This is a genomic window from Pseudomonas sp. NPDC087804 (assembly GCF_044742965.1).
GTDB lineage: Bacteria > Pseudomonadota > Gammaproteobacteria > Pseudomonadales > Pseudomonadaceae > Aquipseudomonas > Aquipseudomonas rustica.
On the sequence record NZ_JBIUVN010000004.1, the window covers coordinates 122,533 to 139,154 of the forward strand.

The 16,622-nt window shown below is 57.8% G+C and carries 14 protein-coding genes, 1 tRNA gene and 1 pseudogene; 9 read left to right on the forward strand and 7 right to left on the reverse strand.

Annotated elements, in window-relative coordinates; translation table 11 throughout:
• Window positions 1-72: 72 nt before the first annotated feature.
• On the reverse strand, window positions 73-894 hold the full coding sequence (locus ACIOMO_RS10485; RefSeq protein ID WP_401240566.1) for a c-type cytochrome: 822 nt from the start codon (window positions 892-894) through the stop codon (window positions 73-75).
• Window positions 895-1,478: 584 nt separating this feature from the next.
• On the opposite strand from ACIOMO_RS10485, the gene ACIOMO_RS10490 reads away from it, so the two are divergent.
• The 3 genes from ACIOMO_RS10490 to ACIOMO_RS10500 all read left to right on the forward strand — a co-directional run bounded on the left by ACIOMO_RS10490 (window position 1,479) and on the right by ACIOMO_RS10500 (window position 5,668).
• Window positions 1,479-2,684: an acetyl-CoA C-acetyltransferase gene (locus ACIOMO_RS10490; protein ID WP_401240439.1), complete on the forward strand. Its 1,206-nt coding sequence runs from the start codon at window positions 1,479-1,481 to the stop codon at window positions 2,682-2,684.
• Between the two features lie 25 nt (window positions 2,685-2,709).
• A complete protein-coding gene (locus tag ACIOMO_RS10495; RefSeq protein ID WP_401240442.1) occupies window positions 2,710-4,854 on the forward strand; it encodes a 3-hydroxyacyl-CoA dehydrogenase NAD-binding domain-containing protein in 2,145 nt (714 codons plus the stop codon).
• Between the two features lie 91 nt (window positions 4,855-4,945).
• Window positions 4,946-5,668: an amidotransferase gene (locus ACIOMO_RS10500; protein WP_053116846.1), complete on the forward strand. Its 723-nt coding sequence runs from the start codon at window positions 4,946-4,948 to the stop codon at window positions 5,666-5,668.
• A gap of 84 nt (window positions 5,669-5,752) precedes the next feature.
• Here the strand turns inward: ACIOMO_RS10500 and ACIOMO_RS10505 are convergent, their stop codons facing one another.
• The 3 genes from ACIOMO_RS10505 to ACIOMO_RS10515 all read right to left on the reverse strand — a co-directional run bounded on the left by ACIOMO_RS10505 (window position 5,753) and on the right by ACIOMO_RS10515 (window position 8,485).
• Window positions 5,753-6,724: a magnesium and cobalt transport protein CorA gene (locus ACIOMO_RS10505; protein WP_053116847.1), complete on the reverse strand. Its 972-nt coding sequence runs from the start codon at window positions 6,722-6,724 to the stop codon at window positions 5,753-5,755.
• A gap of 132 nt (window positions 6,725-6,856) precedes the next feature.
• Complete coding sequence (locus ACIOMO_RS10510; RefSeq protein ID WP_159815291.1) at window positions 6,857-7,579, reverse strand: 1-acylglycerol-3-phosphate O-acyltransferase; 723 nt, start codon at window positions 7,577-7,579, stop codon at window positions 6,857-6,859.
• Between the two features lie 216 nt (window positions 7,580-7,795).
• Window positions 7,796-8,485, reverse strand: coding sequence for a crotonase/enoyl-CoA hydratase family protein (locus ACIOMO_RS10515; protein WP_401240446.1), 690 nt, complete (start codon window positions 8,483-8,485; stop codon window positions 7,796-7,798).
• Window positions 8,486-8,549: 64 nt separating this feature from the next.
• Here ACIOMO_RS10515 and ACIOMO_RS10520 point away from each other — a divergent pair, with 64 nt between their 5' ends.
• Together ACIOMO_RS10520 and ACIOMO_RS10525 are read left to right on the forward strand one after the other, a co-directional pair.
• Window positions 8,550-8,696: a hypothetical protein gene (locus ACIOMO_RS10520; protein WP_401240449.1), complete on the forward strand. Its 147-nt coding sequence runs from the start codon at window positions 8,550-8,552 to the stop codon at window positions 8,694-8,696.
• Between the two features lie 84 nt (window positions 8,697-8,780).
• Window positions 8,781-8,870, forward strand: a tRNA-Ser gene (locus ACIOMO_RS10525).
• Window positions 8,871-9,004: 134 nt separating this feature from the next.
• On the opposite strand, the gene ACIOMO_RS10530 is transcribed toward ACIOMO_RS10525, so the two are convergent.
• Complete coding sequence (locus ACIOMO_RS10530) at window positions 9,005-9,355, reverse strand: YceK/YidQ family lipoprotein (RefSeq protein ID WP_053116850.1); 351 nt, start codon at window positions 9,353-9,355, stop codon at window positions 9,005-9,007.
• A gap of 192 nt (window positions 9,356-9,547) precedes the next feature.
• On the opposite strand from ACIOMO_RS10530, the gene ACIOMO_RS10535 reads away from it, so the two are divergent.
• From ACIOMO_RS10535 to ACIOMO_RS10550, 4 genes are all read left to right on the forward strand, one after another.
• The gene (locus ACIOMO_RS10535; RefSeq protein ID WP_053116851.1) at window positions 9,548-9,736 is read left to right on the forward strand and encodes a hypothetical protein; all 189 of its coding nucleotides are present in this window, start codon (window positions 9,548-9,550) and stop codon (window positions 9,734-9,736) included.
• 326 nt (window positions 9,737-10,062) lie between these two features.
• A complete protein-coding gene (locus ACIOMO_RS10540; protein ID WP_401240452.1) occupies window positions 10,063-10,434 on the forward strand; it encodes a glycine zipper domain-containing protein in 372 nt (123 codons plus the stop codon).
• Window positions 10,435-10,570: 136 nt separating this feature from the next.
• Window positions 10,571-10,990: a YMGG-like glycine zipper-containing protein gene (locus ACIOMO_RS10545; protein WP_401240455.1), complete on the forward strand. Its 420-nt coding sequence runs from the start codon at window positions 10,571-10,573 to the stop codon at window positions 10,988-10,990.
• Window positions 10,991-11,117: 127 nt separating this feature from the next.
• A complete protein-coding gene (locus tag ACIOMO_RS10550; RefSeq protein ID WP_163005296.1) occupies window positions 11,118-11,285 on the forward strand; it encodes a hypothetical protein in 168 nt (55 codons plus the stop codon).
• 98 nt (window positions 11,286-11,383) lie between these two features.
• On the opposite strand, the gene ACIOMO_RS10555 is transcribed toward ACIOMO_RS10550, so the two are convergent.
• On the reverse strand, window positions 11,384-11,758 hold the full coding sequence (locus ACIOMO_RS10555) for a hypothetical protein (RefSeq protein WP_401240457.1): 375 nt from the start codon (window positions 11,756-11,758) through the stop codon (window positions 11,384-11,386).
• A pseudogene (locus ACIOMO_RS10560) lies at window positions 11,751-16,539 on the reverse strand (RHS repeat-associated core domain-containing protein). The gene ACIOMO_RS10555 and the pseudogene ACIOMO_RS10560 overlap by 8 nt, the downstream one beginning before the upstream one ends.
• Window positions 16,540-16,622: the final 83 nt, after the last annotated feature.

Below are 16,622 nucleotides of genomic sequence, written 5' to 3' on the forward strand. Positions count from 1 at the left end.
ATCTTTATTCCGCAGATCAAAAGATCGCAGCCTCGTTGCACTCGACAGCTCCTACAGAGTGGGGCGCAAGCGTCAGGGCTTAACCTTGCGCCCCGCCATGTGTTTCAAATAACCCACCAGCAATTCCAGATCCCCCTCAGGCAACACCTCCGCCGAAAACCCCGGCATCTTCGCCTGCGGCCACTGGCGCAAACTCTGCGGATCACGAATGTAGCGCTTCAAGAAATCCACCCCAAAATACTCCGTCGGACTGTACGGAATATTCAGATCCGGCCCAAACTGCGCATCCCCCGCACCGTTTAAGCGGTGACAGGCCAGACAATGCTTCTGAAACAACGCAAAACCCAGATTTACCGGATCATCTTTCTTCAACACCGGATCCGGTAGCAGAGCAGGGAAGCGTTCGGCCACCGGCGCCATGCGCTTGATGCTCGCCACTTCAAACGGCCACTGCTCGGGGCTGATATTGCCCGCCTGCGGATCCGTCCACACCAGGTAAAACGGCCCGGCGCTGTGCTTGTCTTTCGACAACGGCGGCCACGGATGGGCCGGGTCTTCAATCGCCAGCCACGCGCGCGCGCCTTCACGATTGAGCAACGGCGCCGCCGCCAACTCTGCCGCAAAACCGTCCAGCGCCACCGCTTGCAGATGATCTTCAGCCTTTATTCCCGTCAACAACGCCGCCATCGGCACAGCGCGATAGACCATGTCCTTCTTATAGGACACATCGTTTTTGATGGTGATGTTTTGCACCTGAGGATGCTTGAGCAATTCCTCGGTCTGCCAGGTGCGGCTGTGCTCGCCCAGTTGCAAATCCAACTGGGCGGCAGACAGAGGCATGCTCAGCAGCATGGCCCCGAGTACGAAGAGCGCTTTCAAATGATCGCCGTCCATGTCGTGGAAGTGCGCAAAGGTTGGCACAGCCACGCTGGCCCGGGTAGCGGGCCAGTCACATTTTCAGTGGCGATAGATAAACCCGCCGCTCGATTCAGCCGATGACCTTGGTCAGATTCGGCAAAATCAACAACAGCGTCGTGGCGAAAAGAATGAGCCCTGCTTGACGAACTTTCGGTTGTTTGAACATGGCTTGACCGCCTTTATTGTTATTTCCTGATGCCTGCCTGCATATCCATGACGGCAAGCGCTGCACTTCCTGTTGAAGGACGCCGGCCTCGGCAAAACCCGACGACTCTGACGTACATGTACTACCTTAGGGCCCGCGTCACGCTTGGCTTAGATCCATTTCATATGGAGTTGCTGCCAACGGCGATTAAAAAGGCATGAGGCGTATTGCCAGCTTCTGCGCCGCCCGCTTGCTAGACAACTCCGTGACCTGAACCGGTTCACCCGACGGCCAATGACCGTCCGTCTGAGCGTGTCCGTCAACCGCATTGAGCACTGTGGTCATTGAATCCGTGGCCGTCCGGGACAAGAGTGCAAGCACAAGAAATCACTCACCGCACAGGTTCGAGGACGTCATGACCCAAGCTTTGATTTTCGATGCGCTACGCACGCCACGCGGCAAAGGCAAGGCCGACGGCGCCTTGCACAGCGTCAAACCGGTGAATCTGGTGGCCGGGCTGCTGACCGCGCTGCAACAACGCACTGCGCTGGACACCAGCCAGGTCGATGACGTGGTGCTCGGTTGTGTCACGCCGATTGGCGATCAAGGCTCGGACATCGCCAAAACCGCGGTGCAAGTGGCTGATTGGGACGTCAGCGTGGCGGGGGTGCAGATCAACCGTTTCTGCGCGTCCGGGCTTGAGGCGGTGAACCTCGGCGCGATGAAAGTGCGCTCGGGTTTTGAAGACCTGGTGGTGGTCGGTGGCGTCGAGTCGATGTCGCGCGTGCCGATGGGCAGCGATGGTGGTGCGTGGGCACTGGATCCGCAGACCAACTTGCACAGCCACTTCACCCCCCAAGGCGTCGGTGCCGATTTGATCGCCACGCTCGAAGGTTTCAGCCGTCACGACGTCGATGCCTACGCGCTGCACTCGCAACAGAAAGCCGCGCGGGCCCGGGCCGATGGTTCGTTCAACAAGTCGCTGGTGCCGGTGCAGGATCAGAACGGCATCATCCTGCTCGATCACGATGAATTCATTCGTGCTGAATCGACGCTGGAAGGGCTCGGCAAGCTCAAGCCGAGTTTTGAAATGATGGGGCAAATGGGTTTCGACGCGACGGCGCTGCGGGTCTACAGCCACGTTGCACGGATCAATCATGTGCACACACCCGGCAACAGTTCCGGGATCGTCGACGGTGCGGCGTTGATGCTGATCGGCTCCGAAGCCAAAGGTCGCGCGTTGGGCCTGCAACCGCGGGCGCGAATTGTCGCTACGGCAGTCACCAGCACCGACCCGACCATCATGCTCACCGGCCCGGCGCCGGCCACGCGCAAGGCTTTGGCCAAGGCCGGGCTGCGCGTGGAAGACATCGACCTGTTCGAGGTCAACGAAGCGTTTGCCTCGGTGGTGCTGAAGTTCATCAAGGACATGGCCGTCGATCCGGACAAGGTCAACGTCAACGGCGGCTCCATCGCCATGGGCCATCCGCTGGGCGCCACCGGTTGCGCGATCCTCGGCACCTTGCTCGATGAACTGGAAGCGCGGCACCTGCGCTATGGCCTGGCGACGCTGTGCGTCGGCGGCGGCATGGGCATTGCCACCATCATCGAACGTCTCTGAGCCCCCGAATTCAAGGAACCTTGTTATGAGCGAAGCCATTCGTTACGAAAAAGGCCAGGACGGCATCGTCGTGCTGACCATCGACATGCCGGGCCAGAGCGCCAACACCATGAACGCCGTGTACCGCGAGGCGATGGCCGCTTGCGTGGCCCGTCTGGTAGCAGAAAAAGACAGCCTTGCCGGCGTGATCATTACCTCGGCGAAGAAAACCTTCTTTGCCGGCGGCGACCTCAACGAACTGATCAAAGTCGGCAAGCCTGAAGCCAAAGCTTTCTACGACATGGTGCTGACCCTCAAAGGTCAGTTGCGCACCCTGGAAACCCTCGGCAAACCGGTAGTTGCAGCGATTAACGGCGCGGCGTTGGGCGGCGGCTGGGAAATCTGCCTCGCCTGCCATCATCGCGTGGCGCTGGACGACGCCTCGGTGCAACTCGGCCTGCCCGAAGTGACGCTGGGCCTGCTGCCGGGCGGCGGCGGGGTGGTGCGCATGGTGCGCATGCTCGGGATCGAGAAGGCGCTGCCGTATCTGCTCGAGGGCAAAAAAGTGCGTCCGCAACAAGCGTTGCAGGCCGGTTTGATCGATGAGCTGGCGGCGGATCGCGATGAACTGTTGGCCAAGGCGCGCGCGTGGATTGTTGCCAATCCGACGGCGGTGCAGCGTTGGGATGTGAAGGGTTATCAGATTCCCGGCGGTACGCCGTCTAATCCTAAAGTCGCGCAGATGCTGGCGATTGCACCGTCGATCCTGCGCACGAAAACTCAAGGCACACTGCCGGCGCCGGAGAAGATTTTGTGTGCGGCTGTTGAAGGGGCTCAGGTCGATTTCGATACCGCGCACCTGATCGAAACCCGCTACTTCACCGAACTCACCACCGGGCAGATTTCGAAAAACCTGATCGGCACGTTCTGGTTTCAGCTCAACGAGATCAATGCCGGCGGTTCGCGGCCGCAGGGTTTTGCACCTTATAAGACGCAGAAGGTCGGCGTGCTCGGTGCCGGGATGATGGGCGCGGGGATCGCGTTTGTCAGTGCTTCGGCGGGTATCGACGTGGTACTAAAGGACATCAACCTTGCAGCTGCCGAGAAAGGCAAAGCGCACTCGGCCGCGTTGCTCGACAAAAAAGTTGCCCGTGGCCAGATGAATGCAGCCCAGCGCGATGAAGTGCTGGCGCGGATCAAACCCTCTGAAAGCGATGCCGATCTGGCCGGTTGCGACCTGATCATCGAAGCGGTGTTTGAGGATCGCGAGCTCAAGGCCAAGGTTTCTGTGGCTGCGCAAAAAGTCGTGGGCGCCGACGCCGTTATTGCCTCCAACACGTCGACCTTGCCCATTACTGGCCTTGCCAGTGCCGTGCCGGATCAAAGCAAATTCATCGGCCTGCATTTCTTCAGTCCGGTGGAAAAAATGCCCTTGGTGGAAATCATCAAAGGCGCGCAAACCAGCGATGAAACCCTCGCGCGCGGCTTCGATTTCGTTCTGCAAATCAAGAAAACCCCGATCGTGGTCAACGACAGTCGCGGTTTCTTCACCTCGCGGGTTTTCGGCACCTTCACCAACGAAGGCATCGCCATGCTCGGCGAGGGCGTCAGTGCGCCGATGATCGAGACCGAAGCACGCAAGGCCGGGATGCCGGTCGGGCCTCTGGCGATCTCCGACGAAGTTTCCCTCAGCCTGATGAGCCATATCCGCAAGCAAACGGCCAAAGACCTACAGGCAGAAGGGAAACCGCTGATTGAGCACCCGGCCTTCGCCGTGATTGACTTGCTGCTCAACGAATACAAACGTCCGGGCAAGGCTGCTGGCGGCGGTTTTTATGAATACCCGGCCGGTGGCCAGAAGCATTTGTGGCCGGAACTGAAAACACGTTTTGAGAAGGCCGACGGGCAGATTTCCCCGAAGGATGTGCGTGACCGTTTGTTGTTCGTGCAAGCCATTGAAACCGTGCGTTGCGTGGAGGAGGGCGTGTTGACCTCGACGGCGGACGCCAACATCGGCTCGATCTTCGGCATCGGTTTTGCGGCGTGGACGGGCGGTGCGTTGCAGTTCATCAATCAGTACGGGGTGAAGGATTTCGTCGCTCGCGCGCAGTATCTGGCCGAACAGTACGGCGAGCGTTTCGCCCCGCCGGCGTTGCTGCTGGATAAAGCGGCGAAAGGTGAAATGTTCTAACGGGGCGAGCATTCCGGGGCTTGCCTTGTCAGGGTGTTTCAAGGCAGGCTCTGGGGTGTTCATTATTCCCATCACGTGTCAGGTATTTTTTATGTCGCTACGCATCTGCATTCTGGAAACCGACATCCTGCGTCCCGAACTGGTCGATCAATATCAGGGTTACGGGCAGATGTTTCAGCGCCTGTTCTCGCAGCAACCGATTGCCGCCGAGTTCACCGTCTACAACGTGATGCAGGGCGAATACCCAAGCGACGAGCAGACTTTTGATGCGTACCTGGTCACCGGCAGCAAGGCCGATTCGTTCGGTACCGATCCGTGGATTGAAACGCTGAGGGAATACCTGCTGAGCCGTTACGAGCGTGGCGACAAACTGCTCGGCGTGTGCTTCGGCCATCAACTGTTGGCGCTGCTGCTGGGCGGCAAGAGCGAGCGCGCTACGCAGGGCTGGGGCGTCGGCACCCACAACTACAAACTCGCGGCCAAGGCGCCGTGGATGAGCCCGGTGCGTGAAGAACTGACGTTGCTGATCAGCCACCAGGATCAAGTGACGTCGTTACCGGAAAACGCCACCGTCATCGCCTCCAGCGATTTCTGCCCGTTTGCCGCGTACCACATCAACGATCAAGTGCTGTGCTTCCAGGGCCATCCAGAGTTCATCCACGATTACTCGCGGGCGCTGCTGGATTTGCGTCAGGAAGCGCTGGGTTCGCAGATCTACAGCAAAGGCGTGGCGAGCCTGGAGCAAGAACACCACGGCGCGACGGTTGCGGAATGGATGATGCGGTTTGTGGCGCACAAGCCTGAGGTCGCTTAACAGCAGATCAAAAGATCGCAGCCTTCGGCAGCTCCTACACTGAAACCCTGTAGGAGCTGCCGAAGGCTGCGATCTTTTGCTTTTTTACAACCACCCAGACTTCTTGAAACTCGCCCACAAACTCACACACCCCACCGCAATAAACCCCAGCACCCCGAAGTAGCCGTAATGCCAGCTCAGCTCCGGCATGTTCTGGAAGTTCATCCCGTAAATCCCCGCCACCGCCGTCGGGAACGCCAGAATCGCCGCCCATGCAGCAAACTTGCGCTGCACCACGCTCTGTCGTGACGCCTCCAGCAACACACCGATCTCGATGGTCTGGCTGGCAATATCGGCCAGCGTGCTGAGGTCTTCCATCTGCCGCGTCACGTGAATCTGCACATCACGGAAGTACGGGCGCATGTTCTTGTCGATAAACGGGAAGCTGAGCTTCTGCAATTCCTCGCCGATCTCCACCATCGGCGCCGCATAGCGACGCAGGCGCACGACATCACGACGCAAGCCGTGCAGCTTCTGGATATCACGCTCATTCAATGCGCTGCACAGCACGTTGCGCTCCAGCTCATCGATCTCGGCATGGATCGCTTCACCGACCGGCTGGTAGTTCTCGATGACGAAATCGAGGAGCGCATAGAGTACGAAATCTTCCCCATGCTCCAACAACAGCGGACGCGCCTCACAGCGTTGGCGCACATGTGCGTAGGACGCCGAGTGACCGTTACGCGCGGTGATGATGTAGCCCTTGCCGGCGAAGATGTGCGTTTCGATGAATTGCAGCACGCCGTTTTCACGGATCGGCGAATAAGTGACGATAAACAAAGCGTCGCCAAAGGTTTCCAGCTTCGGCCGACTGTGTTTTTCCAGCGCATCTTCAATCGCCAGTTCGTGCAGGTTGAACTGACGTTGCAGGTTGGACAGCTCCTGAGCGTCCGGCTCTTCGAGGCCGATCCAGACAAAGTGGCCGGTTTTCGCGGCCCAGGCGGCGCCTTCGTCCAGGGAAATATTGGTGACTTTCTTACCGGCGCTGTACACAGCAGCAGCAACAACTCGACCCATGGTGGTGATTCACTTCTTCTTGGCAGGTGGCAGGAATACAAGGCTTCAGCTTAGCCGTGTCGCTACTTGAGAGTCAGTGAAATCTGCACCGTTCATTCGGCAAAAGAAAACCCGCACAAGGCGGGTTCGGTTTCAGGCGGCTTGCAACTGCCGATCCATTGATTCGATGCATTCGCGCATCTGCTCGCGGCATTGCTCTATGAGCATAGGCATGTCGTCCATGGTCAATCCGGCTGTAGGAATCGCCGGCAGCGAGCGTATGAGAATTTCCCCACTGTTCCAGCGGTTCAGACGCATGTGCTTGATGTAGCTGCTGACACACACCGGCACGATCGGCACACCAGCGGCAATCGCCATCTGAAACGCGCCTTTTTTGAACGGCAGCAACTCTTCGCCGAGGTTGCGCGTGCCTTCCGGGAATACCCAGATCGAGGTGTTTTCGTTTTGCAGCGTGTTGGTGGTGGTGAGCATCGACTGGCGCGCCTTGTGCGCATTGCCACGGTCGATCAACACATTGCCGGCGAGCCAGAACAATTGCCCGAACAACGGCACCCACTTCAGGCTCTTCTTGCCAATGCACACCGTGCGGTAGGGCACGACGTTACCGAACACAAACAAATCGTAGTTGGACTGATGGTTGGCAATGATTACGCAGCTGGCCGGTTTGTTCATCAACCCGCTGACGTCGGTTTTCACCCGCAGACGCAAAATGCACATGGCCGGCAATGCATAGAGGCGAGCGCACAGACGGCTGTTGTCCGGATTGAACGGACGGCATATGCCGAGGATCACCCCAAGCACGCCAGCCAGAATAAAGTGCAGGCTCATCAATAACATACGAAACACGAACAGCATTTTCAGGCCCCACCGGCGCAAAAGGTGGCGCAGTGTACGGATGTGCACTGTTTTCGGCAATTGCCACTATAGAGTCCGGAGATAGGCGATGTTTAAGCGCATGTTTCCGAATTGCTTGTCAGACCCGTCCTAGAGCAGCCACGGCATTTTCAACCGAGCGCGCAAGAAAAAGCCCGACACGCGGGTCGGGCTTTTCTTCGACGCAGGATACGGGGGTTAACCCAGATGCTCCTGATCCTGAACAATCGCGTTGTCCAGGGTTTCCAGCAGCGCTTTGCGCACCTTCAGTTTGGTGTTCTTGTGCGCCAGCATGTTGATCTTCTTCAACTGGCGCGCGGCGGCGAGGGCGGCACCTTGCAACTCTTCGGCAGAAACCACCTTGTCGAGAAAACCGGCGTCCACCGCGCTTTTCGGGTCGAACATCTCGCCATTGATCACCGACCGGTGGAATGCCGAGCGACGCAGACGATCACGCGCCAGCTCGATACCGGCGTGATGCATGGTCATGCCAATTTGCACTTCGTTCAGACCAATGCTGAACGGGCCATCGACACCGATGCGGTAGTCGGCCGACAACAGCAGAAACGCACCCTTGGCCACGGCGTGACCCGGGCAAGCGACGATCACCGGGAACGGGTGAGAAAGCAGACGACGGGCGAGGGTGGAACCAGCGGTCACCAGCGCCACGGCTTCTTTAGGGCCGGCGGTTATCACTTTCAGATCGTAGCCGCCCGACAGAATCCCCGGCTGGCCGGTAATGATCACGATGGCACGATCAGTCACCGCCTGATCCAGCGCCGCGTTAAACGCCGCAATCACGTCCGGGGAAATGGCATTGACCTTGCCGTTGCTCAAGGTCAGGGTCGCGATGCCGTCTTCGAGGTGGTAGGCAATCAACTCACTCATGACGCGATTCCTTGTAAGAAAGATGAGCAGACGTTACCCACCACCGCAGGCCAGGTAAAGCGCCGTGACTGACCCGCCGGTCACCGAATCCCGGCTGATCCAGCGCCGCACGCCATTCTGCTTCTATATGGAAGGGCCGCGCCCACCGAAGATTGGCCGGTTTGCCATGGGCCGTCGGCAGGGCAAACGGCTTTTTCTCTTAAGCGCATGAAAATCTTAAAAAAAAGTTTGCCATCGGAAAAGCTTTCGACTACATTAGCGCGCCTCGACAGACAGAACATGTTTGAAGAGATACGGTGAAGTGTCCGAGTGGCTTAAGGAGCACGCCTGGAAAGTGTGTATACAGGAAACTGTATCGAGAGTTCGAATCTCTCCTTCACCGCCACATTCAGTACACAAAAACCCCTGATTTCGAAAGAAATCAGGGGTTTTGTGGTTTTGGGCGTCTGGAATTTATCGGACAGCAGTTTTGATTTCGAGACCAGTAAGCGGGCCGGCACCGCCGTGAAGTTGTGCTGATCACTGATCGGACGTTTGTGCCTGGTAGATTTCGATGTTGCCGTGTTTGACCTGTTGATACACGGTGTATGGCAATACCAACGTATCTGTCACACCGGAGACTGCCAGATCTATCAAAACCAGCGGGGCTGAAGGGCGACCCTTCCAGGATTTTATCGGCAGATCGGGTGCGTGCAGGATGCAGAAGTCGTAGCCGACGCCGCTGTAAATTCGGGAAATCGAATCACAGTAGGTTTGGCGTTTTTTTAGATCATTTCCGGCGACGGTGTCTTCCTGTACGACACTGCTAATCGTGCCGCAGCCAGTAACGGCTAGCGCTGAAAGCAGCAAGGCGATGGTTTTTATTGTCATGCTCGCAATCCTTGGCAATGAGATGAGGGTGCCAGATTAGCGTGTTTGATTGGGGTAGGCCATTCGTCGGGCATCGGTCGATCTGAACCACAAGTCCAGTAATGACCGGCTAGTCTCAAAAGCCTTGGAGGTCGATATTTTTTCAGGCAAAAAAGTTTTGCCGGTGTCGATCCGCATCGCAGGGGCGAAGGTATGACAGAACCGTATATCGAAGACGATGGCGCCGAGTTTCCGTTTAACAACTGCGTTCGTTGTGGCCAGACCGAGTATCAGTCTGGTTTCGGCGAGGATCCGGTTCACACCGGCAAGATCAAGTCCACGGTGCCGAAAGGGCCGAAAGCGAAGTTTTTACCCAAGGTCACGGCACGCGCCCGAAAATGATTCTCCGCCAACCAACCCCGTCTAAGAACGGGGTTTTTTATGCTCAGAGATTTGATTTCAGACTAGACCTACGGACGGTCGTCAGGATCTGTGTTTCTTTCACAAACTTTTCACGTTCGCTTAAGTAGGGTGAAGCCATCCGTTAGAAAGCAAGTCTCCAGCCCGTCTCCCCAGCGGGCTTTTTTTTGCCCGTCATAAAACCTTTTCTGAAATCACTGTCCAATCGGCGCCCATTGCGCGGATGCGTCCGCTTTTATCTGGACTTTGCCGCTGTGACGGCATTCAATCGCGCCCCTTTTTGTTTCTCTGTCTTTGAGGTTTTCGTCATGCGTTTAACACTGCCCGCTCTGGTTCTCGGCCTTCTGTTCGCTCAAGGAGCAATGGCTGCCGGCGACGGCACCGCTGCATTGGGCGGCGGTCTGGGTGGCGCGCTGGGTAATGTCGTCGGTCAGAAAATGGGCGGCAGCACCGGTGCAGCGATTGGTGCAGGTGTAGCGGGCGCGGCCGGTAGCGCAGTGGCTGCACGCAAAGGCAGCCGGACGAAAGCGGCCATTGGTGGCGGTGTTGGCGCGGCGGGCGGTTCGGTGATCGGTAACAGCCTGGGCGGCCGAAATGGCGCCACCATCGGTGCTGGTCTGGGCGGCGCGGCGGGCGGTGCCGTCGGCAGCAACTTGGCCAAAAGCCACAAGCGTCATTGAGATTGATCGCTTGCAGACAAAGCCCGGCTCGATGCCGGGCTTTTTCATGGCTGAACGTTTTTCCCGCAAACGTCTCCAATCTCACATAGGCCCCCGCTGGGGCGAACTGTCCCGATTCGGGAACTGTGAGGTACACATGCGATTGTCATTATCTGCACTGTTGTTCGGATTGCTCGTGGCGCAAGGCGCGATGGCCGCTGGCGATGGTTCAGCCGCCGTGGGCGGTGGGCTCGGTGGCGTGCTGGGCAACGTGGTCGGCGGACAACTCGGCGGCAGCACCGGTGCGGCAGTCGGCGCAGGTGTCGGCGGCGCGGCCGGCGGTGCGGTTGGGGCGAATAAAAACAATCGCACCGAAGCTGCCATCGGCGGTGGGCTCGGCGCGGCGGGTGGCTCGGTGATTGGTAATAGCGTCGGCGGATCAACCGGTTCTGCTGTCGGTGCAGGATTGGGCGGCGCGGCGGGTGGCGCGGTCGGTAACAACCTCGGGGACGACGGCGGATCCCACTCCGGTGGGGGTCACAAGCACAAGAACAAACACAAGAACCGCCATCATTGATTGATGGAATGGTTTAGCGAGAGCCCGGCTATTTGCCGGGTTTTTCGTATTTGCCCATCAGACGCTGGAACGATTGGCTGTAGGACTTTTCGAATGTCTACACTCCCCGGAAATGATGAGGTTCGCCATGACTCCTGAAACCGAAGGCAAGGAAGAAAAAGGCCCGAGCGGGCTGCCGTTTATCAATGATCCGGGGAACGAGGATCCGGGGTCGCTGATGGATGATGCGACGGTGCCGCTGAATGATTCGGATGAGGCGGATATGGAGTATGAAGAGGATGAGGATGAGCAGTGAGCGTAATTATTAGATTCGCGCCTACTTTTGGCGTGAACGCCAATTCTCAGGGCCTGTTTCTCTCAGGCCCTTTGTGAGGTTCGAATAATACTTGAGACTCAGAATGAGACGTCAATTCTCTCCGCAGTGATTTTGACGAACTGTTCGTTGAGGTGCGGGTATTCGAAATGAATGCCTTGATCCGAAAATTCAATTAGAGACCGGAAAAAATCCCCATCCATGTAACCGTAGATATCACACGAAAACCCATCGTCTAGCATCTCGATGCGTGCTTCTTCTTGCTCTACTTTTATGATGTTTAATTCGTCAGGCAAAACCATTTCGAATTCGACCTCGTAGTTTTTTCCCTCCTCAATGACTGATGGACAGTATCCTGCGAAGCATCGGATGATCACACCTTGAACGCTAAGGACGATTAATTCTTCGATTATTGGATCGATTTCAATTATTTGTACGAGATATTTCTTAGTCATCTGCCGGCCTCACTGTTTTATCCTTCGCGTCGCCATTTATCGTTCGCCATAATTCCTTTCCGCTTTTTGTATGGAGGGTTGTGATTTCATTGTTTTGGTTTGTTCCCAAAAAAGCGAATTTTACCTCTCCCTTCCGGTTGTTTCCCATTAGCTTCAGATAGCCCGATCGGGTCTCGTCCTTGTATTCATACTCAATTCGTGTGCCGTGACGTACCAGAAATCTGGCCATGCTTAAGTATTCTTCTTTGCTCTCGGTTTTGAACTCTGCACCATGCTTTTCAAAGTGGTAATCAAGCTTATCTTCGCTACCAAAACCCTTTGGTGGCGATCTTGTTGTTGGCAGTGTTGGTTCACCTTCATTTACTTTAGTGCCGCTAACCTCACCCGGTACGGTACAACCAGGCCTATTCGGCGGCGGACAATTGGAGTTCAACCCCAACGGATCCACCCACCCAATCGGATTCGGCGTGTACTGGTACTGATTCAACCCGCCCGCCAGCTTCACCGGATCCGGCGTCAGATACCGTCCCAATCTAGGGTCGTAATACCGATGCCGGTTGTAATGCAGCCCACTCTCCGCATCAAAATACTGCCCCTGAAACCGCAGCGGCTGATCCAGGTACTCATCACCCGCCAACGTCACCGCCGCGACTTTCCCGTAGGCGTCGTACTGCGCCGACCAAACGATTTCCCCACTGTAATCGGTCAGTTCCAGCGGCGTGCCGAGGTGGTCGTTCTGGTAGTAAAACGGGCAGGCTTTTTTCGGGCCTTTGCCGTCAAGCAGTGCTAACGGACGGAAGGTGCCGGGTTCGTAGACGTAGCTGCGGTATTCGGTTTCGCTGCTTTCAGCGACTAGGTTGTCGCCTTGCCAGAAGAATTTGGTGGTGGCGCCGTCGACGGTTTTGCTGATGCGTCTGCCGAAGGCGTCGTAGCGGTAAGACGCGGCGTTACCGTCAGGGCGAGTCAGGCCGATCAGGCGGTGCTGGCAGTCGTAGCGGTATTCGGTGACAAGTTTGTGCGCTGTGCCGCGACGTTCGCGGATCAGGTTGCCGAAGGCGTCGTAGTCGTAATGGCGGTCGCCCTGCATCAACAGGCGGTTGCCTTTGATTTGGCTCGGGCCGGGGCGATCCTGCATGAGCAGGTTGCCGGCCGGGTCGTGGGCGTAGGTTTCCGGGAGTTCGTCGCGGGAGTGGCGGACGCGGATCAAGCGGTCGAGGGCGTCGTAGCCGTAGGTGCGTTGGCCGTGGCGGGTGTCGGCGATGTACGACAGATTTCCGTTGGCGCTGTAGGCATAATCGCGGCGATACATCGAATCGCGTTTATGGCCCACGGCATGGGCGAGCAGTCGGCCCTGTTCGTCGTAGGAGTATTCGCTGAGCAGCAGGCCTTGCTCGCGTTGTTGTTCGCGACCGGACGTGGTAGACGTGGCGGGTGAGTGGGGCGCCGTTGAGGTCGATGCCGGCGAGGGCGCCACCCTTGGCGTGTTGATAGTCGAGTTTGCTGTTGTCCGGCAAACGCATGCTTTTCAACTGACCGCAGGCGTCGTAGGCATAACGCAGGGTGCCCCAGCCTTGGTGCTCGGTGATCAGCCGATCCTGGCGGTCGTACTCGAAGGCCAGCGGATGCTTTTGACCGTCATCGACACCGATCAAGCGACCGAGACTGTCGTACTGGTAACTGACCTTCACTCCGTCCGGCAGGGTTTTCACCAGCAGACGCCCGGCGCCATCGCGTTCGTATGCGGTGACTAAACGTGAGTCGTCATCGCCAAACTCGGTCTTTTCCAGCAGGTGACCGTTGAGGTCATACACGTAAGCAGTTCGGCGCCCATCGAAACCGGTTTCCTGTCGGATTAATCCGGTCGGCGTGTAGTCCAGCCGATATTTCTCACCTGATTCGTTCTCGATTTCCGTGAGCAGCAGTTGCGCATGGTCGTAGCGGTATTGAATCCGCGTGCCGTCGTGGTTAATGCGACGGGAGACCAGATGCAGGTCATCGTCGTATTCATACCGGGTGATATGCCCCAGCTCATCACGCTCGGCGGTGACTTGCCCGTAAGCGCCGTAGCTATAACCACGCGTGGCACCCGTAGGAAAAGTCGTCTGAACCAGTCGGCCAACGGCGTCCCACTGCTGTCGCGTAACGGCGCCATGTTGATCAACCGTGGTCGTCCGCCGTCCCAAAGCATCGTAGGAAAAGCGCCGTACGCCACCCTCAGGCAACGTCTCTTCAACCAGTTGGCCAAGATCATTCCAGGCCAGCAAATGCCGACTGGTGTCCGGATACCGGATCGACACCAGTTGCCCGCGAACGCTGTAGTAGTAATGAGTGACCTGTCCGTCAGGATCGACGGCCTCGGTGATGTCGCCCTCGGCATTGCGCCGATAAATCCACACCGCATCGCCACGCGAACGCCGATGCAGAAAACCGTTGCGATACTCGTAGGAAGTCGGCGTATCCGCCGCAGGAATCAGCGCAATCAGTCGTCCGACATCGTCATAGCGGTACTCGGTGATAGAACCCAGCGCATCCTGTTCAGCGACCAACCGTCCCTGATCGTCGTAGGCCTTGAGCTGCTCGCCACCGTCGGCCTCAACCTTGCGCACCAACCGCGCACGGTCGTCGTGGACGTAAACCTCTTCGGTGCCATCGACGTACTGCACCGCGACACTGCCGTCGTCGCTCCAGACATAACGCGTGTCCATCTGCGAAAACGACGCCCAGTGCCGTACACAACGCGCAGCCTTGCCAGCCCGTTCCCACTCCCAGAAAAAACTCGCACCACCGGTCAGCTGTCGCTGCAGAATGACGTGCGCATCGTCGTAGTCGTAGCGCTCGCTTTCATCTAATGCATTGGTCGCCGCCAACAAGCGCTGACGCGCGTCATGGCAATAGCGAACAAGGATTTGCTCCGTCGCCCATTCAGCGTTTTGCAAACGTTGGTAATCGACCGCGATCAATTGCGCGCGGTCGTAACGCAGCAATAAGGAGCGACCTGCACCGTTATCCAGTCGCTGAACCCTGTCAGACCGATCGCGATGTACCGTCAGACGATTGCCATAGGCATCGCTGATCGACGTCAGACGCCCGGCCCGAAAGTGGTAAAACCGCGCCGTTTCCCCAGCCAGCGCGAGGATCAATTCCTCCGGCTCATCCCCGAGAAAAATTGCTGCCCGCGACAGGCTGTTGTGAATCGCCGGCCGCTCAACATTCGGCTGCGGAAACCGCGTGCGCCGATTCTCGTGATCGACCCAAACAACCGAGTCGCCATCAAATTCCAGCCGATGCGCCAGCGAATGGCTCCAGCCAAACCCCAGCCCGACATCGATTTCCACCGCACTCGTGCGATACAACCGAGTGAATTCAAACGGCAACACGCCATCAAGCACACCATCAGTCAGCGTCAGCAGTTCCTCGCCGGTGACCATCGATACCGGACAGCCGTTGGTGCAGGTACGCGGTACACAATCAGCGCTGTCCCCATTAGGATTTTTCGCCTGATCCGAAGCGTCATCGTGAGGCTCATGACGCTCCATACGCGTATCGCCATGTGCCTTGTCCCGTGCAATCGGCGCCGGGTTTGGCACCGTCAACACCACTTCATCTGCCTGCCGAATGTTCAGCGGAATCGACGGCGTCGGCTTCAACTGCACTTCACGCGCACTCAGCATCAACGGTCTCAGCGTGCTCGCATGTTGGGTCAGCTCCGGCGCAGAGGTCAGCTCAGCCAGGCGCAACGCCGAGGCCGCCAGCCATTCCCGCGCTCGCGGCGATTTGATCTTTGCCAGCACTTTGCTGCTCAAGCGCAGCGGCACGCCGACGCCGCCCGACACGCGCATCAGCAGAAAACTGATCAACAGTTCGACGCGCACTTCAGCCACGACTTCGGCCAGGTACTGCGGCGGCAGCATCTTCAGCCAACTGGTGAACGCGGCCAGATGAATGAACATCAGCGGCTCATCGCTGAGCATCAGCAACGCATTGGCAATCGCGTCGCTGGAGGTTTGCAGCAGGGCTTCAAGCTCGGCGGCGCTGAGGTATTCCAGGAGCTTTTCGCTGTTGGCCTGCAGATCGGCGAGGAGGGCGAACAGTTGCTTGATGTCGTCCCAGACACCGTTCAGCGCTTTCTCGAAGCCGCGCCAATCCGCCTGTTGCAACTGCCGGTAACGGTCAGAAAAACCGGCGTTGGAGAACTCCGCCCACAACGGCTGAAAACCTGTCCACTCGGCACGCAACCAGCGCTCGAGGTCACCAAGAAGGCTTTCGTAGGAGTCATACAACTCACGAACATGCGCAGTGGAAACATCGGGAAAGAAGGTGATGCGATAACGCTGGCCCCGATCGCAATCGGTCACCTGCAATATCCCGCTCGGGCCGATCGTATGGCGCAGCGCTTCGCCGAAGGTCAGGACACCGCCGACGTCGCCAATCACCGGTTCGAGCGTCACCGGGGTGTTGCCGATCGGTACGAAGCGGGCGGCTTCGAACATGTGCACCAGGGTCAAAGATCCGCTGGCGGGGCACATGACTACGGATGAGCTGATCGGTTTGCGGGACTTGATCGGGGCGCTGAGGCGTACGTCGTTGCCGACGGTAAACACCTGCTCGACATCCAGCGCCGTGCCCGTCCAGTATTGTTCGGCCCAGGCTTCGTAGTTATTGAGGCACAGGCGAAATTCGCCGATCAGGGTTTCGAAATCCGGGTGATCCGGATTCAGTGCGGCAACTATCAGCAGGCCAATGCTGTTGTTCAGGGCCAGTAGCCGATCGGGTTGAAACATTCGCAGTCGCTCGCGCACATCAAGGAGGAGCACGGACTTTGCGGGGGATCAGTGAGGAAAGAAGTCGGCCAAGTAGGTGATGC

What these genes read in the sequence shown, in the direction of transcription:
- ACIOMO_RS10495 (WP_401240442.1), top strand. Translation starts at nt 2,710, where the DNA reads ATGAGCGAAGCCATTCGTTACGAAAAAGGCCAGGACGGCATCGTCGTG.
- ACIOMO_RS10540 (WP_401240452.1), top strand. Translation starts at nt 10,063, where the DNA reads ATGCGTTTAACACTGCCCGCTCTGGTTCTCGGCCTTCTGTTCGCTCAA.
- ACIOMO_RS10485 (WP_401240566.1), bottom strand. Translation starts at nt 894, where the DNA reads ATGGACGGCGATCATTTGAAAGCGCTCTTCGTACTCGGGGCCATGCTG.
- ACIOMO_RS10530 (WP_053116850.1), bottom strand. Translation starts at nt 9,355, where the DNA reads ATGACAATAAAAACCATCGCCTTGCTGCTTTCAGCGCTAGCCGTTACT.
- ACIOMO_RS10490 (WP_401240439.1), top strand. Translation starts at nt 1,479, where the DNA reads ATGACCCAAGCTTTGATTTTCGATGCGCTACGCACGCCACGCGGCAAA.
- ACIOMO_RS10535 (WP_053116851.1), top strand. Translation starts at nt 9,548, where the DNA reads ATGACAGAACCGTATATCGAAGACGATGGCGCCGAGTTTCCGTTTAAC.
- ACIOMO_RS10555 (WP_401240457.1), bottom strand. Translation starts at nt 11,758, where the DNA reads ATGACTAAGAAATATCTCGTACAAATAATTGAAATCGATCCAATAATC.
- ACIOMO_RS10505 (WP_053116847.1), bottom strand. Translation starts at nt 6,724, where the DNA reads ATGGGTCGAGTTGTTGCTGCTGCTGTGTACAGCGCCGGTAAGAAAGTC.
- ACIOMO_RS10510 (WP_159815291.1), bottom strand. Translation starts at nt 7,579, where the DNA reads ATGCTGTTCGTGTTTCGTATGTTATTGATGAGCCTGCACTTTATTCTG.
- ACIOMO_RS10550 (WP_163005296.1), top strand. Translation starts at nt 11,118, where the DNA reads ATGACTCCTGAAACCGAAGGCAAGGAAGAAAAAGGCCCGAGCGGGCTG.
- ACIOMO_RS10515 (WP_401240446.1), bottom strand. Translation starts at nt 8,485, where the DNA reads ATGAGTGAGTTGATTGCCTACCACCTCGAAGACGGCATCGCGACCCTG.
- ACIOMO_RS10500 (WP_053116846.1), top strand. Translation starts at nt 4,946, where the DNA reads ATGTCGCTACGCATCTGCATTCTGGAAACCGACATCCTGCGTCCCGAA.
- ACIOMO_RS10545 (WP_401240455.1), top strand. Translation starts at nt 10,571, where the DNA reads ATGCGATTGTCATTATCTGCACTGTTGTTCGGATTGCTCGTGGCGCAA.